The 25006-nt window shown below is 52.8% G+C and carries 29 protein-coding genes; 21 read left to right on the forward strand and 8 right to left on the reverse strand.

Annotation, left to right across the window (positions count from 1 at the left end; all coding sequences use genetic code 11):
- The first annotated feature begins 1 nt into the window (after position 1).
- Positions 2 to 427 carry a Fur family transcriptional regulator gene (locus B9L21_RS03620; RefSeq protein WP_063165256.1) on the forward strand — a complete coding sequence of 142 codons (426 nt, stop codon included), beginning with the start codon at positions 2 to 4 and terminating at the stop codon, positions 425 to 427.
- A gap of 14 nt (positions 428 to 441) precedes the next feature.
- Here B9L21_RS03620 and B9L21_RS03625 read toward each other — a convergent pair whose 3' ends face one another.
- A complete protein-coding gene (locus B9L21_RS03625) occupies positions 442 to 1011 on the reverse strand; it encodes a hypothetical protein (protein ID WP_063165257.1) in 570 nt (189 codons plus the stop codon).
- Between the two features lie 98 nt (positions 1012 to 1109).
- Here B9L21_RS03625 and B9L21_RS03630 point away from each other — a divergent pair, with 98 nt between their 5' ends.
- On the forward strand, positions 1110 to 1457 hold the full coding sequence (locus B9L21_RS03630; protein WP_063165258.1) for a hypothetical protein: 348 nt from the start codon (positions 1110 to 1112) through the stop codon (positions 1455 to 1457).
- Positions 1458 to 1523: 66 nt separating this feature from the next.
- Here the strand turns inward: B9L21_RS03630 and ispG are convergent, their stop codons facing one another.
- Both ispG and B9L21_RS03640 read right to left on the reverse strand, forming a co-directional pair.
- Positions 1524 to 2648, reverse strand: a complete 1125-nt coding sequence (gene ispG / locus B9L21_RS03635; RefSeq protein ID WP_063165259.1) for a flavodoxin-dependent (E)-4-hydroxy-3-methylbut-2-enyl-diphosphate synthase — start codon at positions 2646 to 2648, stop codon at positions 1524 to 1526.
- 83 nt (positions 2649 to 2731) lie between these two features.
- A complete protein-coding gene (locus B9L21_RS03640) occupies positions 2732 to 3043 on the reverse strand; it encodes a LysM peptidoglycan-binding domain-containing protein (RefSeq protein ID WP_063165260.1) in 312 nt (103 codons plus the stop codon).
- 136 nt (positions 3044 to 3179) lie between these two features.
- On the opposite strand from B9L21_RS03640, the gene B9L21_RS03645 reads away from it, so the two are divergent.
- The gene (locus B9L21_RS03645; protein ID WP_063165261.1) at positions 3180 to 4853 is read left to right on the forward strand and encodes a methyl-accepting chemotaxis protein; all 1674 of its coding nucleotides are present in this window, start codon (positions 3180 to 3182) and stop codon (positions 4851 to 4853) included.
- A gap of 25 nt (positions 4854 to 4878) precedes the next feature.
- Here B9L21_RS03645 and B9L21_RS03650 read toward each other — a convergent pair whose 3' ends face one another.
- On the reverse strand, positions 4879 to 5655 hold the full coding sequence (locus tag B9L21_RS03650) for a DUF1189 domain-containing protein (protein ID WP_063167301.1): 777 nt from the start codon (positions 5653 to 5655) through the stop codon (positions 4879 to 4881).
- A 190-nt stretch (positions 5656 to 5845) separates the two neighbouring features.
- Here B9L21_RS03650 and sodA point away from each other — a divergent pair, with 190 nt between their 5' ends.
- The 8 genes from sodA to phoU all read left to right on the forward strand — a co-directional run bounded on the left by sodA (position 5846) and on the right by phoU (position 14792).
- The gene (sodA, locus tag B9L21_RS03655) at positions 5846 to 6460 is read left to right on the forward strand and encodes a superoxide dismutase SodA (protein ID WP_063165262.1); all 615 of its coding nucleotides are present in this window, start codon (positions 5846 to 5848) and stop codon (positions 6458 to 6460) included.
- A gap of 120 nt (positions 6461 to 6580) precedes the next feature.
- Positions 6581 to 7873 carry an MFS transporter gene (locus B9L21_RS03660; protein WP_063165263.1) on the forward strand — a complete coding sequence of 431 codons (1293 nt, stop codon included), beginning with the start codon at positions 6581 to 6583 and terminating at the stop codon, positions 7871 to 7873.
- Positions 7874 to 7949: 76 nt separating this feature from the next.
- Entirely contained in the window at positions 7950 to 10046 is a 2097-nt protein-coding gene (locus B9L21_RS03665) for a peptidoglycan D,D-transpeptidase FtsI family protein (protein ID WP_063165264.1), read from the forward strand.
- 298 nt (positions 10047 to 10344) lie between these two features.
- Positions 10345 to 11310 (forward strand): PstS family phosphate ABC transporter substrate-binding protein, encoded by a 966-nt coding sequence (locus B9L21_RS03670; protein WP_063165265.1) that lies wholly within the window; start codon positions 10345 to 10347, stop codon positions 11308 to 11310.
- Between the two features lie 85 nt (positions 11311 to 11395).
- Positions 11396 to 12349: a phosphate ABC transporter permease subunit PstC gene (gene pstC / locus B9L21_RS03675; RefSeq protein WP_063165266.1), complete on the forward strand. Its 954-nt coding sequence runs from the start codon at positions 11396 to 11398 to the stop codon at positions 12347 to 12349.
- Positions 12350 to 12354: 5 nt separating this feature from the next.
- A complete protein-coding gene (pstA, locus tag B9L21_RS03680) occupies positions 12355 to 13236 on the forward strand; it encodes a phosphate ABC transporter permease PstA (RefSeq protein ID WP_063167302.1) in 882 nt (293 codons plus the stop codon).
- A gap of 38 nt (positions 13237 to 13274) precedes the next feature.
- A complete protein-coding gene (gene pstB, locus B9L21_RS03685) occupies positions 13275 to 14114 on the forward strand; it encodes a phosphate ABC transporter ATP-binding protein PstB (RefSeq protein ID WP_063165267.1) in 840 nt (279 codons plus the stop codon).
- 24 nt (positions 14115 to 14138) lie between these two features.
- Entirely contained in the window at positions 14139 to 14792 is a 654-nt protein-coding gene (gene phoU, locus B9L21_RS03690; RefSeq protein WP_063165268.1) for a phosphate signaling complex protein PhoU, read from the forward strand.
- A 50-nt stretch (positions 14793 to 14842) separates the two neighbouring features.
- Here the strand turns inward: phoU and B9L21_RS03695 are convergent, their stop codons facing one another.
- Together B9L21_RS03695 and B9L21_RS03700 are read right to left on the reverse strand one after the other, a co-directional pair.
- Positions 14843 to 15280: an aminodeoxychorismate lyase gene (locus B9L21_RS03695; RefSeq protein WP_063165269.1), complete on the reverse strand. Its 438-nt coding sequence runs from the start codon at positions 15278 to 15280 to the stop codon at positions 14843 to 14845.
- Positions 15277 to 15627 carry a sigma factor-like helix-turn-helix DNA-binding protein gene (locus B9L21_RS03700; RefSeq protein WP_063165270.1) on the reverse strand — a complete coding sequence of 117 codons (351 nt, stop codon included), beginning with the start codon at positions 15625 to 15627 and terminating at the stop codon, positions 15277 to 15279. The genes B9L21_RS03695 and B9L21_RS03700 overlap by 4 nt, the downstream gene beginning before the upstream one ends.
- A 151-nt stretch (positions 15628 to 15778) precedes the next feature.
- Here B9L21_RS03700 and rpmG point away from each other — a divergent pair, with 151 nt between their 5' ends.
- The 6 genes from rpmG to B9L21_RS03730 all read left to right on the forward strand — a co-directional run bounded on the left by rpmG (position 15779) and on the right by B9L21_RS03730 (position 19489).
- Positions 15779 to 15928, forward strand: a complete 150-nt coding sequence (rpmG, locus tag B9L21_RS03705; RefSeq protein ID WP_008879868.1) for a 50S ribosomal protein L33 — start codon at positions 15779 to 15781, stop codon at positions 15926 to 15928.
- Positions 15929 to 15984: 56 nt separating this feature from the next.
- Entirely contained in the window at positions 15985 to 16554 is a 570-nt protein-coding gene (locus B9L21_RS03710) for a 5-formyltetrahydrofolate cyclo-ligase (protein WP_063165271.1), read from the forward strand.
- Positions 16544 to 17320: a DUF92 domain-containing protein gene (locus B9L21_RS03715; RefSeq protein ID WP_063165272.1), complete on the forward strand. Its 777-nt coding sequence runs from the start codon at positions 16544 to 16546 to the stop codon at positions 17318 to 17320. Before B9L21_RS03710 ends, B9L21_RS03715 begins: the two co-directional genes overlap by 11 nt.
- Positions 17321 to 17395: 75 nt before the next feature.
- On the forward strand, positions 17396 to 17575 hold the full coding sequence (locus B9L21_RS03720) for a hypothetical protein (RefSeq protein ID WP_063165273.1): 180 nt from the start codon (positions 17396 to 17398) through the stop codon (positions 17573 to 17575).
- A gap of 7 nt (positions 17576 to 17582) precedes the next feature.
- Complete coding sequence (locus tag B9L21_RS03725) at positions 17583 to 18320, forward strand: HAD family hydrolase (protein ID WP_063165274.1); 738 nt, start codon at positions 17583 to 17585, stop codon at positions 18318 to 18320.
- Between the two features lie 8 nt (positions 18321 to 18328).
- Complete coding sequence (locus B9L21_RS03730) at positions 18329 to 19489, forward strand: rhomboid family intramembrane serine protease (RefSeq protein ID WP_063167303.1); 1161 nt, start codon at positions 18329 to 18331, stop codon at positions 19487 to 19489.
- Here the strand turns inward: B9L21_RS03730 and B9L21_RS03735 are convergent.
- Entirely contained in the window at positions 19486 to 20355 is an 870-nt protein-coding gene (locus tag B9L21_RS03735; RefSeq protein WP_063165275.1) for a hypothetical protein, read from the reverse strand. The genes B9L21_RS03730 and B9L21_RS03735 overlap by 4 nt on opposite strands.
- Before the next feature lie 125 nt (positions 20356 to 20480).
- On the opposite strand from B9L21_RS03735, the gene B9L21_RS03740 reads away from it, so the two are divergent.
- The 4 genes from B9L21_RS03740 to B9L21_RS03755 all read left to right on the forward strand — a co-directional run bounded on the left by B9L21_RS03740 (position 20481) and on the right by B9L21_RS03755 (position 24709).
- Positions 20481 to 21944: a spore germination protein gene (locus B9L21_RS03740; RefSeq protein WP_063165276.1), complete on the forward strand. Its 1464-nt coding sequence runs from the start codon at positions 20481 to 20483 to the stop codon at positions 21942 to 21944.
- 97 nt (positions 21945 to 22041) lie between these two features.
- Complete coding sequence (locus tag B9L21_RS03745) at positions 22042 to 22254, forward strand: YqgQ family protein (RefSeq protein WP_063165277.1); 213 nt, start codon at positions 22042 to 22044, stop codon at positions 22252 to 22254.
- Between the two features lie 7 nt (positions 22255 to 22261).
- Positions 22262 to 23215 carry an ROK family glucokinase gene (locus B9L21_RS03750; protein WP_063165278.1) on the forward strand — a complete coding sequence of 318 codons (954 nt, stop codon included), beginning with the start codon at positions 22262 to 22264 and terminating at the stop codon, positions 23213 to 23215.
- Positions 23216 to 23545: 330 nt separating this feature from the next.
- The gene (locus B9L21_RS03755; protein WP_063165279.1) at positions 23546 to 24709 is read left to right on the forward strand and encodes a M14 family metallopeptidase; all 1164 of its coding nucleotides are present in this window, start codon (positions 23546 to 23548) and stop codon (positions 24707 to 24709) included.
- 35 nt (positions 24710 to 24744) lie between these two features.
- On the opposite strand, the gene B9L21_RS03760 is transcribed toward B9L21_RS03755, so the two are convergent.
- Positions 24745 to 24921, reverse strand: a complete 177-nt coding sequence (locus tag B9L21_RS03760; RefSeq protein WP_082816524.1) for a DUF2759 domain-containing protein — start codon at positions 24919 to 24921, stop codon at positions 24745 to 24747.
- Positions 24922 to 25006 lie beyond the last annotated feature (85 nt).

Raw genomic sequence — 25006 nt, forward strand, 5'->3', positions numbered from 1 at the left:
GATGAATATCGGCGAAGCGTTGCAGCTGATGAAAGAAAAGGGATTTAAATATACTGAAAAACGGAGACAAATGCTCGAGCTGTTTGCCGATCGCGATAAATATTTGACGGCGAAGGAAGTGCTCGAAGCGCTTCGCTCCGCGTATCCAGGCTTAAGCTTTGACACCGTATACCGCAATTTATCGCTCTTCGCTGCACTCGGCATTTTAGAGATGACCGAGCTGTCCGGGGAAAAGCATTTCCGCTTTGCCTGTGATGCCCGCCGCCATCACCACCATTTTATTTGCGTCCAGTGCGGGAAAACAAAGGAAATTGATGCTTGCCCGATGGACAGGCTCGGCCCAGAGCTCGACGGTTATGAAATTGCTGACCATAAATTTGAAATTTACGGCACATGTCTGCAATGTCAAAAACATCTCCCGGTATAAAGCGGGAGATGTTTTTATGACTGTAGACGCCGCTCCACTTCCCGTTTTGCTTCCAGCCAGCTTTTGACGCGAATGACGTTCTCGGGCAACGGTCCTTGGTTGTACGGCGTGTCGAATAAAATAACCGGGATATCGCATTCTTCGCCGATGGCGCAGGCGTTGTCGTATTTATCCTCAAAAAAAGCAGCAAGCTGGTAGCGGCGGACGGCGGCGATTTTATCATGTGATCCAGTCAGTTCGATATGATGGTAGTGAATGCCATGGCGCCGAAACCAGCGCTCGGTGAGCTCGTACAAATGGCGGCCGCGAGCGCTAATGTAAAACAACTCGTATTTGTCTTTCCAGCTGTCGATCACCTCAAGCGCATAGCGGGCAAGCGGAGCGCGCTCATAAATGGCGGCTTCGTTTTCTTCGAGCCAACGGTCCATTTCTTCTTCCGTTACCCCGTACAGCGGTGCCAAATTGTACTGTGTAATGTCGCCTAATGTGAGCGGTTTGCCAAATGCCTCGTTTAAGTATGGAATGAATGTGCTTGGACATGTGACGGTGCCGTCGATGTCAATACCGAGACGTTGCCGCTTCATCGCCGGATCCCCCCTTTTAGAAAATATTCACAATGATAAAATGGCGTCGGTTTCCCATACTAATAATGCTCCTTACTTTAGGAAAGCGAGGGAAGCATATGGCAGACAACCGCGAGCGCACGTATAACGAGAGTTACGTGCAATCGATCGGAAAAGAGGAACCAGAACGCAATTTCATGGAAGAAACAGCCGCGGAGGTCGCTGAGCCGATCCGCCGCCGCGAAGAGCGGGACGAAGAACGCGCAGGCGGCGCCGGGCTTGGTTGGCTCGCTTTGGCGTTGTCCATCATCGCCCTGTTTATTTGGCCGATTTTGTTAGGGGCAGCCGGCATTATTGTCGGTTTTATCGCGCGCCGGCGCGGAGCGGAAACGCTCGGGGCGTGGGCCATCGGGATCGGCGTCATCGCGATTCTCGTTCGCTTGTTTATTATGCCGTTTTACACGTAGAAAAAGCGAGGGTGTCCCCAAGCAGGGGACGCCCTTTTTCGTGCTGGTCTGTCGGCCGCGCTTCGATTACTCTAGACCGCCGCCTTTCAGAGCAGCTTCTTTTTCCTTTTGTTTTGCAAAATATTCTTCGGCCAGCTTGTCGACTTCTTTCTTCAGTTCTTCGACCATCTGCTCTTCCGGCACTTTGCGGACAATTTTGCCGTGGCGGAACAACAGACCCTCGCCGCGGGCGCCGGCGATGCCGATATCGGCTTCGCGCGCTTCGCCCGGTCCGTTGACGGCGCAGCCGAGCACGGCGACTTTGATCGGTGCCTTAATTTTGGCGATATAGTCCTCGATTTCATTGGCGATGCTGATCAAGTCGATCTCAATCCGTCCGCACGTCGGGCAGGAAATGAGCGTCGCTGCATTGGAGGCGAGCCCGAACGTTTTTAAAATTTCGCGCGCCACTTTCACCTCTTCAACCGGATCGGCGCTTAAGGAAACGCGGATCGTATTGCCGATGCCTTTGCTTAAAATGGCCCCGAGTCCGACCGCGCTTTTAATCGTGCCGGAAAAGAGCGTCCCGGCTTCGGTAATGCCGACGTGAAGCGGGTAGTCAAACGTGCGCGCCGCTTTTTCATACGCTTCAATGGCGAGACGGACATCGGACGCTTTTAACGAAACGATAATATCGTGAAAATCGAGCTCCTCCAAAATGCGGATATGGTACAAGGCGCTCTCGACCATGCCGTCGGCGGTCGGATATCCGTATTTCTCTAAAATGCGTTTCTCAAGCGACCCGGCGTTGACGCCGATGCGGATCGGCACGCCGCGTTCTTTCGCGGCTTTGACGACCGCTTCCACCTTCTCGCGGCGCCCGATATTGCCCGGGTTGATGCGGATTTTATCGACGCCGCCTTCAATCGCTTTTAACGCCAATTTATAGTCAAAGTGGATGTCGGCGACAAGCGGGATGTTGATTCGCTTCTTAATTTCCGATATGGCCTCAGCGGCCCGTTCGTCCGGACAGGCGACGCGGACGACTTGGCAGCCCGCCTCTTCAAGCCGGTGAATTTGGGCCACCGTCGCATCGACATCGTGCGTTTTTGTCGTTGTCATGCTTTGGATGACGACTTCGTTGCTGCCGCCGATCGTCAGCGGCCCGACGCGGACTGGCCGTGTTTTTGAACGATGGATGATTTCACTCACGGAAATTCGCTCCTTTAAAAACGAGTGCTTTTCTGCACTAAGTTTATCAATAGTGATGGGCATTGACAAGAAATTCGCCGCGCCTATTTTTCGTACACCGGAATTTTGTATGTTTTTCCAATTTGAAGGGCATCCGCTTTTGCTTCTGGATTTAGTTTTTCAAAGTCGCGAATCAATGTCTCAATGGAAACGGGAAGCGGCCCTTGCTGTTCGCGTTCGGCAATGGATAACAGTGTGTCGCCGGCTTTAATTTTGATGACCTTATAGGAGGGCATGCCTGTGTTCTCTCGAACAACCGGTGCCTTTGATGATCCCGGAAGCGTTCCGACGGTTACATCTTCGTACGCGATATAGCCGACAAGGAAGGCGACGAGCAACAAAAACCACTTTTTCATTGTACCCCTCATTGCGTTTTTTATGAAATGTATGCTTGTCCGCCCAAAATATGCGAACAATTCCATAAAACATAACAAACTATTTATATGTTCTTAATATTGGATTGACATAATGGGGATGGAGAGGGGGACAACCATGAGAAAGACATTTGGAAAGATCAGTCTGCAAAATCAGCTAATGATTCTGTTTATCGCTATTTTGATTGCCACAGTCGGAATAGTCGGCGTAATATCGTATATCAAAGCTAAACATGAAACGATGCTGGCAATTGAACACCGCCTTCAACGAGAAACCGATATGATGTATGAATTGGCTCAGCAGTTTTTGTTTATGTACGTAGGAGATCAGAACCGCTTTATGGAACGGGTGAATACAAGCGTCCGCAAGCAACAGGCAGAACTGATGCAGGACGGAATACCAGCCGAATTTTTTCTCGTTACTGAAACGGCCCATCCGTTCCACATCAATCGGCGTTCGCGTCTTATGTTTTCAGAAACGCTCATCGAACATATCAAAAAAGAAAAGAACGGCATTTCCTATACAGTTATAAATGGGAATGATTATACGCTTGTTTATCGAAGCATACAGGAGTTAAAAGGAGTTTACGTCATTGTGGTGCCTACCAGTTCATACATGAACGCCATCCACCAAATGGCTGTTTTCATTTTCACGGCAACGCTCATCGGTGCATGCGTTGCTTCGCTCCTGATTGTCGCGTTTGTACGCACGTTGACAGCACCGATCATCCGGCTTCAGGGAGCGATGAAAAAGGTAGCTAGTGGCGACTTGAGCCCTAGCCCGCTCATTGTTTCCCAAACGCGGGAAATCCAATCATTGGTTGGTAGTTTTCAACAGATGGTTCAAAACATGAGGGAGATGATGTATCACATATGCGTTACAACGGAACAGTTGGCGGATAAAGGGGAACAATTAAAAACAGTGTCTAAAAAAACGATGCAAAGCAACGAGAAATTGATGGAATCGATTGGAATTGTCAAGCGGGGAGCTGAAGAAACCGCTTCTTCCTCCGATTTAACGATTGCTTTTTTTCAACAAATGAAAGAAGACATTATGCAGGTCACGAAACAGATGGAAATGATCGAGGAAAGCTCGCACTATATGAATACAGCTGCCCTTGAGGGAGGGAGACAAACGAAACAAATGACTCAGTTGGTTCAGGAGCTTGAACAGGAATTTGCCAAAATGGCGGAAGCGGTAAGAGAGGTCGAGAATTACTCATCATCGGTCGTCACGGTCGTGCAAGTCATTCGTGAGATCGCTGAGCAAACGAAATGTCTTTCTTTGAACGCGACGATTGAGGCGGCAAGAGCGGGAGAGGCTGGAAAAGGGTTTGCTGTGGTGGCCAAGGAAGTGAGATCATTAGCAGAACAGTCCGGGAAAGCAGCTGAATCGGTTGCCAAAACAATGACGGAGATGGTGGAAGTGATTATAAAAGCTTCTAAGCAATGCACTGACGTTTCAGGGCGTTTTTCTGCCTACATACAGACATCGTATCGATCCAAAACCGCTCTTGATGAACTGCTAAACGAGATTGCTGTTGTTACAGAGAATATTGAAAAAATGAAGCGAAGCATGGCTGAGCTGGCCCAATCGATTCCGGCCATGGAGCAGGCGACGGTTTCGTTCGTATCAACGGCCCAACAAACGTTGGCAAGCGCCGAACAAATGCTGTATTCTTCTCGTACGCAAACAATGGAAATGAACACGATGCATGCGATCGGGTTCGAAATCATTGAGCTCGGCCAAACGCTGAGGAAACGTGTTGAACGGTTTGAAATGAGCGGATAAAAAAGCCACCAAGGCTTCTTGGCGGCTAGTCATTGCGTTGGACGGCTGCAGGGACTTCTTTGGCTGCTAAGAAAAGGACGGCGAGCGAAACGAACCAATGGATAAAGGTGCTATACGGCACGATCGTTTGGACTGTTTCCATTAAAGCAAAAAAGACCGTCGACAGCGTAATCGCATAAGCCGACATGATCCATGTATGACGGTAGCGAAGCTTTTTGTCTAACATGCCGGCAAACATGAGGCCAAAGAAAGCGAGTAAGCAAACGCTGACGAATTTCCCCGCGCAAGCGAGCACATATAAAACAAGCCCGAAAAGCGGAATAAGAACCGGGAGAAGCGACTGCAAGCTGGCAATAAACACGCGCACGTCCTCATCAGTGATGGTTACGTCTGGAAACGTGGCATAGCTGTAGTGCTGCGCCTGATAGCCGGCGACGAGCACAGCCTCATGTTTCAACAAGGCGATGGCATTCGGCAACCGTTCTACTTCCCGTCTCGTCACCTTACCCGTGCTGTCAAAAACGATCGTAAATCCACCTTGGTCAATATGAATCGGTTCAGCCGCTTCTGAGCGAAGCTCGCCGTTTTCAATCGAAAAGGGCGGGAGGTCGTTACGCAACAAAGCGCTTGTCGTGCGAATGCTCTCAGCTAGCGACGTTGAAGCATAGTAAAAAGTTGGGAGAACGGATAAAAGCGTCAGCAAAAACAAATAGCCAATTGTTTTTCCAATTCCTTGAAATCGAAAACGGGCGATGTCTTTGGGGGAATATAGGCTTTTCCATAGTTGGACGAATACATTCATCATGGCCACACCTTTCTTTTTCTCCATTTCCATTGTATATGCCGGAACAGGCGAATTCAACTGTGATCGTTTCCTGTTCATTGGTGGACAGGCAAATTCATTGAAACATTGTGGAAATTTTGGTAAGCTAATTTTACACGGACAGCTTTGCGTCCGCATTACATATTACGAACAAAAGGAGGAGATTTGTATGCCATTTGAACTGCCGGCATTGCCGTATGCGTACGATGCGCTCGAGCCGCATATCGACAAAGAAACGATGAACATCCACCACACGAAGCACCATAACACATACGTGACGAACTTAAATGCGGCGCTTGAAGGGCATGCTGATTTGCAAAACAAGTCGTTGGAAGAGTTGCTCAGCAATTTGGAAGTCCTTCCGGAAAGCATTCGCACCGCAGTGCGCAACAACGGCGGCGGCCATGCGAACCATTCGCTCTTCTGGACGATTTTATCGCCAAACGGCGGCGGCGAACCGACAGGTGAGCTGGCTGAAGCGATCAACCAAAAATTCGGCAGCTTTGCGGCGTTTAAAGACGAGTTTTCGAAAGCAGCCGCTGGCCGTTTCGGCTCCGGCTGGGCGTGGCTTGTCGTCAACAACGGCGAGCTGGAAATTACGAGCACGCCGAACCAAGACTCGCCAATCATGGAAGGCAAAACGCCGATCCTTGGCTTGGACGTTTGGGAGCATGCGTACTACTTGAAATACCAAAACCGCCGTCCGGAATACATTGCGGCGTTCTGGAACGTCGTCAACTGGGATGAAGTCGCGAAACGATACAGTGAAGCAAAAGCAAAATAAGTAAATCTATAACGAAAAAACGGGGCAAGTGATCCGCCCCGTTTTTTTTCATTGGCCGAAAGGTGCATAGCGGCAGCGGAAATGGCTACACTACCGGATAGATGAAAAGGGGAGTTTACGATGTCATTATTCGAAAAATTGACTGGCCAAGAACGGGTGGATCGCGATTTGCTGCTGCTTCTTTGCATCGGCGGGTTTTATGCGCTTGCTGTCTCGCTGTCCAATACGTTTGTCAACATTTATTTATGGAAACAGACCGGTGACTTTCGCGACTTGGCGCTGTATAATTTGGCGGTCGTCACCATGCAGCCGCTGACGTTTCTATTCGCCGGCCGGCTGGCGAAACAGATTGACCGCATTCTCATCCTGCGGCTCGGGGTGTCGTGTTTAGCCGTTTTTTTTGTCGCTGTTTTGTTCGTCGGTCCGCGAGCCCATCAATATTTGCTCGTTCTCGGCGCGCTGCTCGGCGTCGGCTACGGTTTTTACTGGCTCGCTTTTAACGTGCTGACATTTGAAATTACCGAACCGGAGACGCGCGACTTTTTTAACGGTTTTTTCGGAGTGCTCACATCGTCAGCCGGCATGATCGGACCGATTGTCGCCGGCTATATGATTTCGTCGCTCGCCGGCCTAAAAGGGTATACGCTCGTTTTCTCGCTGTCGCTTGGCTTGTTTCTTGTCGCCGTGCTGCTCAGCTTCTTTCTCAAGCGCCGTACAGCGGCGGGAAAATACTTATTTCTTCGCATTTTAAAGGAACGGAACCAAAATGAGAATTGGCGGTTGATTACGAACGCTCATTTTTTTCAAGGACTGCGTGAAGGGTCGTTTGTGTTTGTCATTTCGGTGTTGGTGTATGTCACCTCAAACAGTGAATGGGCGCTCGGCAAGTACGGGCTCGTCAATTCCTTTACATCGTTTGTCGCCTACTATGCCGTTTCCCGTCTGATGAGGCAGGAGTATCGGATGAAAGCCATTTTATTGGGCGGACTGTTGCTCTATGCGGCCATTTTTCTCATCGTCTTTCAGCCGTCTTACCCCCGTTTGATTGTTTATGCCGTCACGATCGCCGTCGCTTACCCGATTTTGCTCGTTCCGTACTCCTCATTAACGTTTGATGTAATCGGGAGAAGCTGGAAATCGGCAGAGGCGCGCGTGGAGTATATTGTCGTCCGCGAGCTGTTTTTAAACGCCGGGCGGATGGCATCGATTTTAGCCTTTTTGGCGGCGGTGACACTGTTTGGGGAAAAGATGGGCATTCGTATGCTCATGTTTGTATGCGGGGCTGGACATCTAGTGATTTACTGGTTCGTCCGCCGCATTCGTTTCACGGATGGACGCCCGGAGCGGGACCGGCCGGAGACGCTCTTGTTTCGGACGAAGCTGGCCGGTGAACGGGGCGGCCCATCGGTGTAAAAAGTTGTCCATGTTTTTCCCTAGCCTTGCCTGCTTTTTTCTTTTACAATAGGGGGAGGGAAAGGAGGAACGGGGGATGAAACGGAAGAAGCGGGCGCAAGTGCCGATCCGGTTAAACATTTTGTTTTTCTTTGTCTTTTTGTTGTTTTCAGTGCTTATTTTGCGCTTGGGCGTCGTGCAAATTGTGTACGGGGAGGACTATCGCCGCGAAGTGGAACGGACGCAGGATGAAGTGGTCAGCACGCCGGTGCCGCGCGGCAAAATTTTCGACCGGTTTGGCCAAGTGGTCGTCGACAATACACCACAAAAGGCGATTACGTATACGCGCTCAAAAACGACTCAACCAGAAGAAATATTGGAAGTGGCAAGGAAGCTCGCTCAATATATTGATATTCCGGATGCTGAAAAAAAAGTGACCGAGCGCGATATGAAAGACTATTGGATTTTGACGCGCCCGGACGAGGCGAAAAGGAAAGTGAGCGAACGAGAACGGAAAACGCTCGCTGATCAAGGCTTGACGCAAAAAGAAATTGACAAAAAAGTATATGAGTGGACGCTCGACCGCATTACAGAGAAGGACTTGGCGCAAATTTCGCCGGCAGAGCTTGAAGTGATTGCCATTAAGCGTGAGATGGAAAGCGGCTATGCGCTGACGCCGCAGACGGTGAAAAGCAAAGGGGTGACTGACCGCGAATATGCGGTCGTCAGCGAACACTTAAGCGAGTTGCCCGGTGTCAACACGACCGTTGATTGGGACCGGAAATACGTCTATGACAACACGTTCCGCTCTGTGCTCGGGAGCGTGACGGAAGAAGATGAGGGCGTCCCGCGCGAGCGGCTCGACCACTTTTTAGCCCGCGACTACAGCCGCAACGACCGCGTCGGCAAAAGTTATTTGGAGATGCAGTATGAAGAAGTGCTCCACGGCAAAAAGGCGAAAGTAAAAAACATCGTGGACAAATCAGGCAACGTCGTCTCGGTTGAGCAAGTGTATCCGGGCGAGCGCGGCAAAGACCTCGTGTTGACGATCGATGCCGAGCTGCAGCAACAAGTCGAGCAAATTATTGAGCAGGAGATTTTGGCCACGAAGCGCAAAGGCCGCTCCCCGCTCTTGGATCGGGCGTTCGTCGTCATGATGAATCCCAAAACGGGCGAAGTGTTGGCGATGGCCGGCAAACTTCTTCAAGACGGCAAATTTGTCGATTTTGCTATCGGCAACATCACATCAGCTTACGCGATGGGGTCGGCGGTAAAAGGCGCGACCGTTCTCACCGGCTTTCAAACGGGCGTGCTCTATCCGAATACGTATATTAAGGATGAGCCGCTTTATATCTACCGAACTCCTGAAAAAAAATCATGGAAAACGATGGGGACCATTAACGAGCTGACCGCTCTGAAACAATCGTCGAACGTCTATATGTTTAAAACGGCGATCGCCATCGGCGGCGGCGTGTATCGCCCGCATCAGCCGCTTGACATCAATCCGGCCGCGTTTACGACAATGCGCCATTATTTCAGCCAATTCGGATTGGGTGTGAAAACCGGCATCGACTTGCCGAACGAATTGGGCGGTTTTCAAGGGCAAAGCAAGCTGCCAGGATTTCTGCTTGACTTGGCGATCGGCCAGTACGATATGTATACGCCGATGCAGCTGGCGCAATACGTTTCGACGATCGCTAACGGTGGCTACCGGATGAAGCCGCTTTTGGTCAAAGAAATCCGCGAGCCGTCCGTTGACGGAAAAGAGCCTGGCCGGATCATTCGGCGGTTTGAGCCGGTTGTTTTAAACCGCGTCGATATGAAAACTGAGTATATTCAACGGGTGCAGGAAGGATTCCGCCGCGTCATGCAAGAGCCGGGGGGGACGGCGTATTCGTATTTCGCCAATGCCCCGTACAAGCCGGCCGGCAAAACAGGGACGGCCGAAGCGTTTTATGACGGACCGATCCAAAGCCGGCGCAACGATCCGACGTACAATTTGACGCTCGTCGGCTATGCGCCGTATAACGATCCGCAAGTATCGTTTGCGGTCGTCGTCCCGTGGGCGACGCAAGGGGAAAGTGATGGCATTAACAACCGCATCGGCCGCCGCATTTTAGATGCGTATTTTGAATTGAAAGTAAAGAGGGCCAATGGAGAGAAGGCGGCTTCAGAAACAAATGAGCAACAATAAACTGGGCTGATTCGACAGGCGGTTTCCCTGTTGAATCAGCCTTTTTATTGAATAAAACAAAGGTGAATAAGCGAATAATAAATACATCCAATTCGCTATTTAACTTGTGCGTGCGGTCAATTTCATTCCTATTTTTCATACAAAAGATAAAGATTTAATTAGGTACCATTTGTCCGAGCCGGACAGTAACGCGGTCGGAATGTTTACACAATCTTAACATTCCGTTTAAACCTCGTTAATAGCCGCCATTTATGATAGGACATGTAAGGAGAAAACGAAATGGGCAGGGGGAAAAACGATGAACAAGTGGAAACGGCTCATGTTATCCGGGGTGCTCAGCGGGGTGATGGTAATCGCTGCTGCCTGTGGCGGAGGCAACGGAGCAGAGGAAAATGACGCCAACGGTGAGTCCGCAGCGAACGAACTGTCGGGCGAAGTGATCATGGATGGCTCCTCGACCGTCTATCCGATTGCGGAGGCAGCCGCTGAAGAATACATGGCTGAACAGCCGAACGTGAAAGTGTCCGTCGGTATGTCGGGAACGGGCGGTGGATTTGAAAAGTTCACGAAAGGGGAAACGGATTTTTCGAACGCTTCCCGTCCGATCAAAGAGGAAGAGAAACAAGCGGCCGCTGCCAACGGCATTGAATTCCAAGAATTTCAACTCGCTTATGATGGCCTTTCTGTCGTTGTCAACAAAGAAAACGACTGGGTTGACTACTTGACGGTCGATGAGCTGAAAAAAATGTGGACGGAAGATGGCACGGTGAAAAAATGGTCGGACATCCGCCCAGGATGGCCGGATGAGGAAATTAAGTTTTTCTCGCCGGGTCATGATTCCGGGACGTATGACTACTTTGATGAAGTGATTTTGGAAGGAAAAGAACTGGTCAAAACGGCTCAACTTGCGGAAGACGACAATATTCTCGTTCGTGGGGTTGAAGGAGATCAATACGCGATCGGCTACTTCGGCTATGCGTATTACTTGGAAAATAAAGATAAGCTGAAAGTGGTTCCGATCGATGGTGGCAACGGTCCGGTCGAGCCGACGAACGAGACGATTGAAACAGGAAAATACACTCCGCTTTCGCGTCCGCTGTTTACGTATGTGAACGTCAAATCGCTGAAAGAAAAACCGCAAGTGTATGACTACATGGAATTCTTGATGGAAACAGCCGGGGACTTGGCGGAAGAAGTTGGTTACGTCCGCCTGCCGGAGGAAAAGTATAAAGAACAGCTTGAAACGTTGAAAGGATTGAAATAGGTTTCGTCAGGCCGGCGACAAGGGATGTCCGTCGGCCTAGACTTGTGACTGCGGCTGGAATATGTCGGAAAGGAGTTTTCGTTTTATGGGGATTCCAACGAAGAAAGAACAGCAGTTATCGGTGCGGGAGATGATTGCCGAAAACCAAACGCGGCAACATTGGCCGAAAAGGATGGAAAAGCTCGCGCCGAAGTTTCTCTTTACATTGGCGGCGCTCTCCGTGCTCGTAACGCTCGGCATTTTGTTTACTCTTCTTTTTGAGACGATCGAATTTTTCCGCCGTGTATCGATTGTTGAGTTTGTCACGAGCAAAGAGTGGCTTCCGTGGAATGAGGAGCATGGATCGTTCGGCGTCGCTCCGCTTGTGACCGGCACGCTGCTGACGACCGGTATCGCTATGCTTTTGGCTGTTCCGGTTGGACTCGCTTCGGCTATTTATTTGAGCGAGTATGCGTCGGAGCGGACGCGCCGAATCATCAAGCCGGCGCTCGAAGTGCTTGCCGGCATTCCGACGATCGTTTACGGATTTTTTGCGTTGACGATCGTGACGCCGTTATTGCAAAAGGTTATTCCGGATTTAGAGATTTTTAATGCGCTCAGCCCGGGGCTCGTGATGGGGATTATGATCATTCCGATGATCGCCTCGCTGTCAGAAGACGCGATGAGCGCGGTGCCGAACTCGATTCGCGAAGGCGCTCTTGCCCTTGGCGCCACAAAGCTTGAAGTGGCGCTTAAGGTCGTGCTTCCCGCCGCTGCTTCTGGAGTGATCGCTTCATTTATTTTAGGCATTTCCCGGGCGGTTGGTGAAACGATGATCGTCGCGGTGGCTGGCGGATCATCGCCGGAATTTACATTTGATGTGACGAAATCGATTCAAACATTAACTGCCTATATCGTCCAAGTGACAACGGGCGACGCCGGTTACGGGACGACGATTTACTACAGCATTTATGCTGTCGGGATGACGCTGTTTGTTTTTACATTGCTTATGAATATATTGGCGCAATACATTTCCCGCCGGTTTAGGGAGGAGTATTGAAAACGATGGAAAACAAAATGGACAAACCGCTCGTTTGGAAGCGAATGAAAGGAAGGCTGGCGCAAAACACCATCCTGCAAGCCATCTTCTTTTTTGCGACCGTTTTTGGACTGATTGCTCTTATGCTGTTATTATCCCGTGTTATTATGCAGGCGATCGGCTGGCTGGATGGCGACTTTTTAAACAGCTTTCCTTCGCGCCGGCCGGAAGAGGCTGGGATCAAATCCGGATTGGTCGGCTCCCTCTGGCTGATGGCAATCGTCGCACCGGTTTCGTTTGTTTTGGGGGTCGGGACGGCCATTTATTTGGAAGAATACGCGCGCAAAAACCGTTTCACCGCTTTTATTCAAACGAATATTTCCAATCTGGCCGGTGTACCGTCGATCGTGTTTGGCTTGCTCGGGTTGACGATTTTCGTCCGTGAGCTCGGGCTCGGGCGCAGCGTGCTTGCAGCTGGATTGACCATGAGCTTGCTCGTTCTTCCGGTGATCGTCGTCGCGGCCCAAGAAGCGATTCGTGCCGTTCCTCAGCAGTTGCGAGAAGCGTCGTATGCCATGGGGGCGACGAAATGGCAAACGGTTTGCCGGGTTGTGCTGCCGGCGGCGCTGCCGGGGATGTTAACGGGGGCGATCTTGGCGCTCTCCCGCGCCGTCGGGGAGACCGCTCCGCTCGTGGTGCTCGGCATTCCAACGTTTATCGCCTACTTGCCGAGCGGCGTGTTCGATACGTTTACCGTTATGCCGCTGCAAATTTATAACTGGACAGGACGGCCGCAGGAGGAGTTCCAACATGTGGCGGCCGCAGGAATTGTCGTTCTGCTCGTCTTTTTAATCGTGATGAATTCGGTCGCGGTGTTGATTCGTAATAAGTTTCAAAAGCGATTTTAACTTCATGACCGGACAATGAGCGAAAGGAGACCGATAAAATGATGGCAACCAAAACAAAAGAGGCAACGTCGACACTGGCTGTTAAGTCGTCGGCGGCGTCGGCAGCTGAGGACGGTGCAGCGAAAGGCGTCGTGTATGAGACAAACGATTTAAACTTATGGTACGGGGAGCACCATGCGTTAAAACATATTCATTTAACGATTTACGAAAATGAAGTGACAGCGATTATCGGACCGTCGGGATGCGGAAAATCGACTTATATTAAGACGTTGAACCGAATGGTCGAACTCGTGCCGAATGTCCGCATTGCCGGCCAGCTGGCCTACCGCGGGCGCAACATTTTTGATCCGTCCTATCCGGTTGAACAGCTGCGCACACAAGTCGGGATGGTATTCCAAAAGCCGAACCCGTTTCCGAAATCGATTTACGACAATATTGCTTACGGTCCCCGCATTCATGGCATCCGCAACAAAAAAGTGCTCGACGAAATTGTCGAAAAAAGTTTGCGCGGGGCGGCGCTTTGGGATGAGGTGAAAGACCGGCTTCGCGATCATGCTTACGGCTTATCCGGAGGGCAGCAGCAGCGCTTGTGCATTGCCCGCTGTTTAGCCATCGAGCCGGATGTCATCTTAATGGATGAGCCGACCTCGGCGCTCGACCCGATTTCGACGCTGAAAATTGAAGAGCTCATCCAAGAATTGAAAAAACAATACAGCATCATTATTGTGACCCATAACATGCAGCAGGCGGCGCGCATTTCGGACAAAACAGCGTTTTTCTTGAACGGGGAAGTGATTGAATACGCAGAGACGAACAAACTGTTTTCAAATCCTGCCGATCGGCGTACAGAAGATTACATTACGGGCCGTTTCGGATAAAAAACAAAGGAGGCGAGCAGGGGGATGCGTGAAACGTTTGCCGATGATTTGCGCTCGTTGCATAACAAGCTGATCGAAATGGGGCGATTAACAGAAGTTGCGCTCCAACAGGCGATTGAAGCATTTCAAACGCAAAACAAACATTTGGCGATGGCCGTCATTGACGGAGACGGCTCGATTGACAAGCTCGAAGAAGAAGTGAACGACTTTGCGTTGTGGCTCATTGCGAAACAGCAGCCGGTCGCGACCGACTTGCGCCGCATCATCGCCGCGATCAAAATCGCGGGCGATATCGAGCGGATCGCCGATTTTGCCGTTAATGTCGCCAAGGCGTGCATCCGCATCGGCGGCGAGCCGTTTGTTTTAGATATCCGACCGCTCGTGTTGATGCATCGTCTGGCCACGGATATGGTCTCAACGGCGATTGCCGCCTACGATCGGGAAGATGCGTCGTTGGCTGCACAAATTGCTGACATGGACCATCGAGTCGATGAGCAGTACGGGGAAATGATGAAATCGTTGCTTGAGGTCGAGAAAACGGACAAAGAGACGTTGGCGCAAATGAATGTGCTTGCCCTCGTCGCCCGATATATTGAGCGGACGGCGGATCATGCGACCAATATTGCCGAGCATCTCGTTTACCTTGTCAAAGGGAAGCATTACGACTTCAATGACTGACAGTATAAAACGAAGGAGGCGTCCTAGCGGGCCGCCTCCTTTTTGGCTGATTATGGGCTGGCAATGAGGCGGCTGATCGCCGCATAATCCATATCGCTGCGCACGTTGTAAGCGCCAGGACGGATCGAGCGCGTCAGCCCATGCTTTTGCAAATAGTCATTGAACGAGCGGGCGCTGTCGATGATGCGGGCGGCCTCAAGCTCTTTGGCGAACGCTTCCGGCGTGTCCCCTTTTTCAATCACAAGGCGGTACACATAAACGGTCTGCACGGATTGTTTAGGCGGCTGATCGGCCGGCGCTTTCGGTTGATTGCTTACGAGCTTGTCGTATTCGTCCTTCGCGACAGCGATGAGCCCGTGTTGTTTGAGAAACGCCTCGACGTCCGCCTCGGTCGGTGCAGCTGGAGGGGACGTGTAATATGCGGCGCCGATGAGCGATGTCGAAACAAGCAGGCCAAAGGCGAAAGAACGCATCGTCCGCTTCCTCATCGCTGCAATCTCCTTATGGCCCGCTCGACCTCGGGAACAGTCAAGCCGGTCTCTTGCGCGATTTCATCGAGCGGAAACCCTTGCTTATGTAAAAACAAGACGCGCCGATCCGTCGGCGACAATGCTCCGCCGCGGCGAGGGGAGGCCGGGCGCCGGCGCTCGGGGATGAGCAGCTCTTCCTCGATGACTTGCAGCCGCTTTTTCATTTGGTACGTTTCTTGAGCGAGTGAAACAGTCAACTGGTCAATTTGTTCTTCGAGCGGTTTTAATTCGTCTTTGGCAAAAAATGAGACGATCAGCAAAAGAATTGATAAGGCCGCCAAGGCGATCATTGCGTATTCTACCATCGTATCTCCCTCCTCTTTTCACTATATCATATCACTCCTTGTTTGTGGCCGGTGTTGTTGAAAAAGATGAAATTTAGAGGTGGAAATCACCACGAAAAAATGCTATCATAGAAAGGTCTGATTATATAAAGCACGTTTGGAGGGAAAAAAGATGCGCGTGAACATTACATTGGCATGCACAGAATGCGGCGAACGCAATTACATTTCGTCCAAAAATAAACGCAACAATCCAGAGCGTCTGGAACTGAAAAAATATTGCCCGCGGGATCGCAAAGTGACGTTGCACCGCGAAACGAAGTAAGCAGTAGGAAGATCATTCCTGCTGCTTTTATCTTTATACAGAAAAGGGGGAGAACGATGGATTGCAAACGGGAACTGCGCCGCCGGATGCTTGATCGTCTCCGGCAGCTCTCGGCGGCTGAGAAGCAGGCATACGACCGGCAAATTGCCGCTTATTTATACCGGTGGCCGCCATGGCAAGAGGCGCAAGTGATCGCCATTACGGTGGCCAGAGAGACAGAAGTGGATACGGTGCCGATCATTGAACAAGCTTGGCGGGAAGGAAAAACGGTCGGTGTGCCAAAATGCGACCCGCTGACGAAAACGATGACGTTCCGGCGCATTGCGTCGTTTGCTCAGCTCGAGAAGGCGTATGCTGGATTGCTCGAGCCGATCGAGGAACAAACCACGGCGATCGACCGTGATGAGCTTGACCTCATCCTCGTTCCGGGTGTATGTTTCACGAAAGCCGGCTACCGGATCGGTTATGGGGGTGGGTATTACGACCGGTATTTGCCGGGGGTGGCGGCGGTGACCGCGGCGCTCGCCTATTCGTTTCAAGTTGTTGAAGACATTCCGGTCGAGGGTCATGATGTCCCGGTGGAGTTTATAATTACTGACCAAGGGGTTATGCATTGTGGGCGATGAATGGTGGTATGCCGCTGCTTCCGCCCTTGCGGCCGGCGGCGGGTGGCTGTTGCGGTTGCTGACCGTCTCGGGGGCGGCGGCGGCCGTTGGCGTTGGCACGCTGGTCGGGTGCGGCTTTTCTTGGGGCGGATTATGGTTGCTTGGTCTCTTTTTTGCCAGCTCCAGCTTCTTTAGCCACGCCGGGAAGCGGAAAAAGGCGAAGATGGCTGGGAAATTGGCCAAAGGCGGGCGGCGCGATGCTGTCCAAGTGTTCGCCAACGGCGGGGTGCCGGCTGTTTTGGCGCTGTTGGCGCTGTTGCGTCCTGACCCGGTTTGGAATGAGCTGTTCGTTGTCGCTGTCGCAGCGGCGAACGCCGACACGTGGGCGTCGGAAATCGGCGCTTTGAGCCGGCGCCCGCCGCGGGCATGGCCGAGTTTTCGTCCGGTGGAAGCCGGCACGTCAGGAGCGGTGACGCCCCTTGGCACGGCTGCTTCCCTCGCTGGGGCGCTGTTCATCGCCGCTGCCGGCGCGCATTTCCTCCACGCTGCACCCTTTTTCACCATTGCGCTGTTTGGCTGGCTCGGCAGTTGGCTGGACACGTGGCTTGGCGCCGCTTGGCAGTCCGTTTATCGCTGTCCGGTATGTGGGGCAGCCACGGAACGGAAACGGCATTGCGGGCGGAAGACGATTCATGTGAAAGGATGGCGCTGGCTTGACAACGATGCGGTCAATGCCCTGTCGGTCGCCGGCGCGGTGCTCGCCGCCACGTTTGTGCTCGTACGCTGATGAGTGCGTTTCATAATTAGAGAGAAAAAGGGAAAAAGAATAACGAACAGCTCATATGATGAAGGGGGAACAACAATGAACAAATGGTCGTACTCGCTGTTGGCCGTTGCCGTCGGTTGGCTTGCTTACCGTTACCGTTATCGGGTGGCCGATTGGGCGTTGCGCGTTCCGCCGCTGCGAAGACAGCTGATCCGGTTTGCGCTCAACATTCCTGCGGTACGCGGCACGCTTGTTTCGCAAATGTTGCGTCCGTGAGGCAACGATGGAACGGTGGGAGGCCGTTTGGTTTGATTTGGACGAGACGCTCATTGACTATGAGCGGACGTTTTGCGCCGCCATCCGCCATTGTTTTCACCATTTTTTTTCGGCCGCTCCTGTTTCGTTTTCCGTTTGGTTTCCGATTTTTAAAGAGGCATGCGACCGGCATTGGGACGACTACGAAGCCGGAACGCTGACGCGGCGCGCTTATCGCCGGGTTCGCTTTCTCGATGCGGCGCGCGCCTGTCAAATCGAAGCGGACGAAGAGATGGCCGACCGGTTTCACGCCTATTTTGACGAGGCAGTGAGCCGATTTGCGGTTGCCTTGCCGGGCATGACCGATTTGCTTGGCCAGTTGCGTGCAGCCAATGTGCCGCTCGGCGTAATTACGAACGGCAGCGGCGCCATTCAGCGTGGCAAACTGGCCGCCTGCGGCCTGCATCGCTTTTTCCGCAGCGATGCCGTGGTCATTTCCGAAGAAGTTGGGTATAAAAAACCGGCGGCGGCGATTTTTCATTATGCTAGAAATAAGCGGCCATCCGAGCAGCTGGTATATGTCGGCGACTCGTGGAAGCTGGATGTAGAGGGCGCGCTTGGCGCCGGCTGGGAGGCCGTGTATTTTCGGCCGCGGCAACCGGCCCCCGTCGGCTCGTCTGTCCCGGTTTGCCGGACGGTCGGCGAGCTGGCCGTCCTGCTGCTCAATGGGCTTGGCCTCGTCGGAGAAAGGGAGAGGGGAACGTGATCGGAACGATGGATGTATTGTTTTGGCAGCTTGTTCATCTTTTGATTCGTGACGGCTACCGCATCGCGCGGATGTCCGAGCGCGGCGATGAAATATGGCTCGAATCGGGCCATTGGCGGAGCCCGACGCTTGTCCGCCTCGTACGTGCCGATTTTGACTGGAGCCGGTCGCTGCGGCTCGATATCGAGTATACATGGCAATTCATCCGGCAAATGAACGGGCGGAAAATCGGCAAAGGGGGTCGCGTCGTCAATGTATATGTGATGGCGTACCCGCCGGTCGACGATTGGGAATTTCTTATCGCCGAGCCGCTTCCGCTTTCCGGGGCGGCGGGTGGCGCGTTTCATACGCTCTTGATTCATAGCGGCAACACGGGCGAGATGCTGCCGCGGCTTGAGGAAATGACCGGCTCCCCGCTCCGCCCGGCGCCGCTCGTGGGGGAAGCCGATCCGTTTGCCGTCGCTGAACGTCTGAAACATGAGGTGCTGACAGAATGGCGCCGCCAGCGGGAGGAAGAGCGGCGCATTTTTGAGTATGGCAAGCCGGTGTTCACCCGGCTGTTGATCATCGTGCAAGTAGCCATGTTTCTCATTCTCGAATGGAGCGGCGGCAGCACGGACCCGAGCGTCTTAATCCGTTATGGCGCCAAGTTTAACCCGCTCATTGAAATGGGGGAATGGTGGCGCTTTTTGACACCGATGTTTTTGCATATCGGATTTTTGCATTTGCTGACTAACACGTTCGCTTTGTATTATTTAGGGTGGACGGTCGAGCGGCTGTACGGTTCGCTTCGATTTTTGCTCATTTACACAACAGCGGGCTTTTTTGGGACGTTGGCGAGTTTTTTGTTTACCCCGTCAATCTCTGCCGGGGCGTCTGGCGCCATTTTCGGATTGTTTGGGGCGCTCCTTTATTTCGGGACGGTATACCGGCACTTGTTTTTTCGCACGATGGGCATGAACGTGATCAGCTTAATTGTTGTCAACTTGCTGTTTGGCCTGCTTGTCCCCGGCATCGACAACGCCGGCCATATCGGCGGACTCATTGGCGGCTTTTTGGCGGCGGGCGCTGTCCATTTGCCGAAGCGCGCCGCTTGGCGGCGGCAGATGAAGGCGTTGGCCGCTGCGGCGCTGTTGGCCGCCGCCGGTTTATGGGCTGGCTTTCGCTAAGGAACTTGGATGAGCATCATTTTTTCGCCGTTTTTCGCCTCAAGCAAGATGAGGATTCGACGGTAATCTTTTTGAATCAAAATGAGCGGCATCGTGCTGCCGATCGGCGAGAGGATGGAACCATCCTCTTTTTTTATGCCGAGAACATACGATTTATAAAGCCCTTCCCATAGGCGGCCGATCATCGTTTGCGTTTTGGCCGTCGATAGGCCGGGCAGCGGCTGTTCTGTATAGGCGACCAATTCCGGCAAATAAAGGGCATAATAGTCGTTCTTAGACAAGGAAAAATATGCGAGCAACTCGTCCGCTTTATGACGCAAAAACTCGTTGGCCGCTTTGTTTAAGACGCGCTGCCATTCACGCTCGGCGTCCGTTTGCGGACGGCGGAACGACGTGAGTGGATAGTATGGCGAATGGATGACATACAAGTACGCGCTTGACATCGTCTGGCTGCTCGTAATGACTTCCCCTTTATGGAGTTCGCCATGATGGAACGTAATCGCCTGGAAAAACCGGCTGTCATGCATCATCACTGTCCTCTCCATCCGAATCTGATCGACATTCGTTTCCCATTTGGATAACACATCGATTAACCGGCCGTCGGCAAACAACAGCGAGACGTCCTGCCGCAAGTAAGCGCGACGGTTTAAAGTGGAGGCGGCTGACCAGCGCAGCGCATAGCGTTTGCGCTCTTTTTTGTCGACGAGCATAAGCGTCGTTTTCGCTTCAGTGAATGCCGCTTCGCGGTCGAGCGGAAAAAATTTGATCGTTTCCACGGTGCGATGGCGCTCCCACCACGAGAAGAGCGGAGCCGCGACGGCTATGGTGATGGCAAGCAGCGCGGCAACGATCATCCATCTTTTCATGACATCCTCCTGGATTGGACAAGGTTGTCACCAATATATGCATGGCAAGGAACATTTATGTATGAATTTCCTTTTGGTTGTCTATGATGGGGAGTATAAAGTGAACGACCTGCAGGGGGATGATGATGGACAAACGCGTGCCAAAACAGCCGGCCTCCCGCCGCCTTCATGACAATGCCAGTTACTTAGCTAGGCGGCTTGGGGTCGGCAAAAGCTTTGATGTCATTCGCCTTGACCTTGAGTATGGCGGCCGGGCCATGGCACTGTTTATGATCGATGGATTTGTCAAAGACGATATTTTGCATCATTTAATGAAATATTTATCCCGTCTTGAAGCGCATGAGCTCCAAGCTCACCCGCTCGAGAAGCTGTTAAAGACGCACCTTCCTTACGTGGAGATTGGGCAAACGGACGATCTCGAAGAAGCGGTCGCCGCTGTGCTTGCCGGGCCGACGGCGCTTGTCGTTGACGGGGTGGAACAGATCATTTTGATCGACGCCCGCACGTATCCAGTGCGCGGGCCGCAAGAACCGGATACCGAACGGGTCGTGCGCGGGGCGCGCGATGGCTTTGTCGAGACGTTCGTCTTTAATACCGCGCTCATCCGCCGCCGCGTTCGCGACCCGTCGCTGCGCATGGAGTATGTGCAGGTAGCGCGGCGTTCAAAAACGGACATTTGTATTTGCTACATCGAGGAAATTGCTGATCCGGAGCTCGTCCGCCGCGTCCGTCAGTCGATTGCCGCCATTGATACGGACGGACTCGTGATGGCGGAAAAAACGGTCGAGGAGTTTATTTCCGGTCGGCATTGGAACCCGTATCCGGTCGTCCGCTATACCGAACGTCCTGACACGGCGGCTGCTCATTTGTATGAGGGACATGTGCTTGTCATTGTTGACGGATCGCCAAGCGTCATTATTACTCCGGCGACGTTTTGGCATCACTTGCAGCATGCCGAAGAATACCGGAACAAGCCGATCGTCGGAGCGTATTTGCGGCTTGTCCGTTTTTTAGCTGTCTGGGCGTCGGTGTTTTTGCTGCCGCTTTGGTACTTGTTCATGACGGAGCCGGAGCTGTTGCCGGGACCACTCCAATTTTTAGGAAAGGCGAAATTAGGCGATATTCCGCTTTTTGCCCAGCTTCTTATGATTGAGGTTGGGATGGATATGCTGCGGATGGCCGCCATTCATACCCCATCTTCGCTGGCCACTGCGCTTGGCCTCGTCGCTGCGCTCATGATCGGCGGCATCGCTGTGGAAGTCGGTCTCTTTTCCAATGAGGTCATTTTGTATTTTTCTGTCGCGGCGATCGGCACGTTTGCCACGCCGAGCTATGAAATGAGTTTGGCGAATCGGCTCGTCCGCGTCGCCTTGCTCATTTTGTCGGGCTTGTTCGGCCTGTTCGGCTATGTGATCGGCATTGCCGTTTGGATCATTGGTTTGGCCCGGATGTCGTCGTTTGGCATTCCGTACTTATGGCCATTCATCCCGTTTTCCTACCGAGGGATGCGCGATGTGCTCATCCGTTCGCCGATGCCGCTGAAAAACCGGCGGCCGGCCATTCTCCATCCGCGCGATCCCGATCGCTAACGCAGGCGCTGCCTCCATCGGCGCCTGCGTTTTTTTGCCTTGACGGCCACCGCGGTTTGCCGCTACATTAGAAGAGGGAAAAGGAGCTTAGAGGACGATGAAGACAGTATATGATGTGCAACAGCTGCTCAAACGGTTTGGCACGATCATTTATGTCGGCGACCGGCTCGCTGATTTGGAGCTGATGGAAGAGGAAGTGAAAGAGCTGTACGAGTCTCAGCTGATCGATGTCAAACAGCTGCAAGCCGCGTTGTTCATTTTGCGGCATGAAGCGCAAATCGAGCGGGAAAAACGAATGGCAAAAGGATGAGGACGAAATGCAACAATGGTTGGCAGGCATTGATCTTGGCGGTACAACGATCAAAATGGCGTTTGTTACAACGAGCGGTGATATCGTGCACAAATGGGAAATTCCAACAAACATTTCGAATCACGGAGAGCATATCGTCGCTGATATCGCCCGGTCGCTCGATGAGACGCTCGCCGCGCTCGGCGAGACGAAAGAGCGGTTGCTCGCGATCGGCATCGGCGCCCCTGGACCGGTCGAAGAGGAAACTGGCATGCTGTATGAAGCCGTCAATTTAGGGTGGACGAATTATCCTTTGAAACAGCAATTGGAAGCAGCGACCGCGCTGCCGGTGGCCGTGGATAACGACGCCAATATCGCCGCGCTCGGTGAGATGTGGAAAGGAGCCGGGGGCGGTGCGCGCCATTTGCTGTTTGTGACGCTCGGCACCGGCGTCGGCGGCGGTGTGATCGCCAACGGCGCCATCGTGCGCGGGACGAACGGCGCCGGCGGGGAGATCGGTCATATGGCGATGATCGCCGATGGCGGCGCGCCGTGCAATTGCGGCAAAACCGGCTGCCTGGAAACGATCGCGTCGGCGACCGGCATCGTGCGGATCGCCAACGAAAAACTGATGGCTGATGAGCGGCCAAGCGCGCTGCGCGGTGGAGAAGTCACCGCCAAGGCTGTGTTTGACGCCGCCAAAGCGGGCGATGCGCTCGCGTTGGAAGTCGTTGATGAGGTGACGCGCTGCCTCGGTTTGGCGTTGGCGAACGCCGCCAATGTGACCAATCCGGAGAAAATCGTCATCGGCGGCGGCGTCTCGAAAGCAGGCGACATACTCGTTAAGCATGTCGCTGTCCATTTCCGCCGTTTCGCTTTTCCGCGCGTCGCCGCTGGGGCGGAGATCGCCTTGGCGACGCTCGGCAACGATGCGGGCGTCATCGGCGGCGCCTGGCTGGCCAAAGCGCTGGCCGGCGCCTAAACAACAACGGGGCTGACCCAAAAGTCCGCCAAAAAGCGGACTTTTGGAGTCAGCCCTCTCTGGTTTTTGTATATTTTACCAAACGGAACAAAATTCCGACTCTGTTCTCCCCCTCATTTACGCCACCAAGGACAATCGCCCTTCTTTCGGTGGTAGTGGTTTTGGTGACTCTATTCTACCAGAAAAAAGGGCGATTCTTCTATATTTGAGGCAAAAAAGTGGGGGCTGATCCCAAAACGCATTCGCGTTTTGGGTCAGCCCCGTTGTTTTCATTTTTTGGCGTCTGCTGACATATGTTGAAGATAGAAGGATGGGAAGGAGAGACGGCGCATGCGCATTCAAGCATGGCCAGGCGATACGCTGGAAAAGTATGGGCGGTGGTTTTGCGTACCGCCCGAGTTAATCGCAGACGCCAATCCGCACGTCGAAAAAGGGGGGCTGCGTCCGGGACAGACGGTCGCTATTCCGGGATACGAGATGATGGATACATGGGAAGCGCTCGCTCACTGTCTGTCGCTGCCGGTCGAGGCGCTGCGGCGGCTGCCGGGGGCGATGGCGGTCATCAACGGAACGGCGCCGCTGCCGAAGCGGATCACTTCCCCAGTTGTTCGCCGCGCTGAGCCATATGATTTTGCTGCTCTTGAAGAAGATATCGAAGCGCTCGTCTGTCGCTATCCGTTTGTGCGCCGACGGACGATCGGCCATAGCGTGCTCGGATTGCCGCTTGTTGAGCTGCAAATCGGCCGCGGACCCGTGCGCGTCCATATGAATGGATCGTTCCATGCCAACGAGTGGATCACAACCGCGGTGGTCATGGCGCTCATTGATGATTATTTGCGGGCGCTTGTCGATGATGCCGCGCTTGCCGGCCATCGGGTGCTTGAGTATTACCATAAAGTCACCCTTTCGATCGTGCCGATGGTCAATCCGGATGGCGTCAACCTTGTGCTGAACGGCCCGCCCGAAGAGGAGCCGCACCGGAGCGAAGCCGTCCGCATCAACGGCGGTTCGCTCGATTTTTCGCAATGGAAAGCAAACATCCGCGGCGTTGATTTAAACAATCAATTTCCGGCCCGCTGGGAAATTGAACAGGCACGCAAGCCGCCAAAAGCGCCGGCGCCGCGCGATTTCCCCGGCTTTGCTCCGCTTACTGAGCCGGAGGCGAAGGCGATGGCAGCGTTGGCGGAAGCAAGCGATTTTGCGATGGTTGTCGCATTTCATACGCAAGGAAAAGAAATCTACTGGGGATATGAAGGATTGGAGCCCCTAGAGGCGGAAGCAGCCGTCAGGGCGATGGCGGAAGCAAGCGGATACAAGGCTGTCCGCTACATTGACAGCCATGCCGGCTATCGAGATTGGTTCATTCAGACGTGGAAGCGGCGCGGCTATACGGTCGAGCTCGGCGAGGGCGTCAATCCGCTGCCGCTCTCGCAATTTGCGCAAATTTACCAAGAAGCCCTTGGCCTGTTTCTGGCCACGCTCAAAATGGCGTAAAAAAACGCAAGAGGCTCGGTTTGCCTCCTGCGTTTTTAATATGTACCGGTCGGAATCCCATGATGCAAAATCGTCATGATCGTAAACCAGCCGAATACGGCTGCAGTTCCAAGTCCGAACAAAAACCCGAGCACATTTTTCTCGCGCAACGTCCGAAGCATTCCATAAAGGGCAAGCAACGTCACGAGCGCAAAAATAATGACTGTACCCATCGTTTTCCCCCCTTATGAAACAGTATGTACAAACGAGTCCATTCTTTTTCATTGTAATCTTTTTTCTTCCGTTTGTCGAGGTCCA

It is taken from the genome of Geobacillus uzenensis, assembly GCF_002217665.1.
Taxonomy (GTDB): Bacteria; Bacillota; Bacilli; order Bacillales; family Anoxybacillaceae; genus Geobacillus; species Geobacillus subterraneus.

What these genes read in the sequence shown, in the direction of transcription:
- B9L21_RS03730 (WP_063167303.1), top strand. Translation starts at nt 18,329, where the DNA reads ATGGATGTATTGTTTTGGCAGCTTGTTCATCTTTTGATTCGTGACGGC.
- B9L21_RS03670 (WP_063165265.1), top strand. Translation starts at nt 10,345, where the DNA reads ATGAACAAGTGGAAACGGCTCATGTTATCCGGGGTGCTCAGCGGGGTG.
- B9L21_RS03760 (WP_082816524.1), bottom strand. Translation starts at nt 24,921, where the DNA reads ATGGGTACAGTCATTATTTTTGCGCTCGTGACGTTGCTTGCCCTTTAT.
- B9L21_RS03750 (WP_063165278.1), top strand. Translation starts at nt 22,262, where the DNA reads ATGCAACAATGGTTGGCAGGCATTGATCTTGGCGGTACAACGATCAAA.
- sodA (WP_063165262.1), top strand. Translation starts at nt 5,846, where the DNA reads ATGCCATTTGAACTGCCGGCATTGCCGTATGCGTACGATGCGCTCGAG.
- B9L21_RS03650 (WP_063167301.1), bottom strand. Translation starts at nt 5,655, where the DNA reads ATGAATGTATTCGTCCAACTATGGAAAAGCCTATATTCCCCCAAAGAC.
- B9L21_RS03660 (WP_063165263.1), top strand. Translation starts at nt 6,581, where the DNA reads ATGTCATTATTCGAAAAATTGACTGGCCAAGAACGGGTGGATCGCGAT.
- phoU (WP_063165268.1), top strand. Translation starts at nt 14,139, where the DNA reads ATGCGTGAAACGTTTGCCGATGATTTGCGCTCGTTGCATAACAAGCTG.
- pstC (WP_063165266.1), top strand. Translation starts at nt 11,396, where the DNA reads ATGGGGATTCCAACGAAGAAAGAACAGCAGTTATCGGTGCGGGAGATG.
- B9L21_RS03735 (WP_063165275.1), bottom strand. Translation starts at nt 20,355, where the DNA reads ATGAAAAGATGGATGATCGTTGCCGCGCTGCTTGCCATCACCATAGCC.
- B9L21_RS03630 (WP_063165258.1), top strand. Translation starts at nt 1,110, where the DNA reads ATGGCAGACAACCGCGAGCGCACGTATAACGAGAGTTACGTGCAATCG.
- B9L21_RS03695 (WP_063165269.1), bottom strand. Translation starts at nt 15,280, where the DNA reads ATGAGGAAGCGGACGATGCGTTCTTTCGCCTTTGGCCTGCTTGTTTCG.
- B9L21_RS03755 (WP_063165279.1), top strand. Translation starts at nt 23,546, where the DNA reads ATGCGCATTCAAGCATGGCCAGGCGATACGCTGGAAAAGTATGGGCGG.
- B9L21_RS03740 (WP_063165276.1), top strand. Translation starts at nt 20,481, where the DNA reads ATGGACAAACGCGTGCCAAAACAGCCGGCCTCCCGCCGCCTTCATGAC.
- B9L21_RS03620 (WP_063165256.1), top strand. Translation starts at nt 2, where the DNA reads ATGAATATCGGCGAAGCGTTGCAGCTGATGAAAGAAAAGGGATTTAAA.
- B9L21_RS03640 (WP_063165260.1), bottom strand. Translation starts at nt 3,043, where the DNA reads ATGAAAAAGTGGTTTTTGTTGCTCGTCGCCTTCCTTGTCGGCTATATC.
- B9L21_RS03725 (WP_063165274.1), top strand. Translation starts at nt 17,583, where the DNA reads ATGGAACGGTGGGAGGCCGTTTGGTTTGATTTGGACGAGACGCTCATT.
- B9L21_RS03720 (WP_063165273.1), top strand. Translation starts at nt 17,396, where the DNA reads ATGAACAAATGGTCGTACTCGCTGTTGGCCGTTGCCGTCGGTTGGCTT.
- B9L21_RS03710 (WP_063165271.1), top strand. Translation starts at nt 15,985, where the DNA reads ATGGATTGCAAACGGGAACTGCGCCGCCGGATGCTTGATCGTCTCCGG.
- B9L21_RS03645 (WP_063165261.1), top strand. Translation starts at nt 3,180, where the DNA reads ATGAGAAAGACATTTGGAAAGATCAGTCTGCAAAATCAGCTAATGATT.
- B9L21_RS03745 (WP_063165277.1), top strand. Translation starts at nt 22,042, where the DNA reads ATGAAGACAGTATATGATGTGCAACAGCTGCTCAAACGGTTTGGCACG.
- B9L21_RS03625 (WP_063165257.1), bottom strand. Translation starts at nt 1,011, where the DNA reads ATGAAGCGGCAACGTCTCGGTATTGACATCGACGGCACCGTCACATGT.
- pstB (WP_063165267.1), top strand. Translation starts at nt 13,275, where the DNA reads ATGATGGCAACCAAAACAAAAGAGGCAACGTCGACACTGGCTGTTAAG.
- pstA (WP_063167302.1), top strand. Translation starts at nt 12,355, where the DNA reads ATGGAAAACAAAATGGACAAACCGCTCGTTTGGAAGCGAATGAAAGGA.
- rpmG (WP_008879868.1), top strand. Translation starts at nt 15,779, where the DNA reads ATGCGCGTGAACATTACATTGGCATGCACAGAATGCGGCGAACGCAAT.
- B9L21_RS03700 (WP_063165270.1), bottom strand. Translation starts at nt 15,627, where the DNA reads ATGGTAGAATACGCAATGATCGCCTTGGCGGCCTTATCAATTCTTTTG.
- B9L21_RS03665 (WP_063165264.1), top strand. Translation starts at nt 7,950, where the DNA reads ATGAAACGGAAGAAGCGGGCGCAAGTGCCGATCCGGTTAAACATTTTG.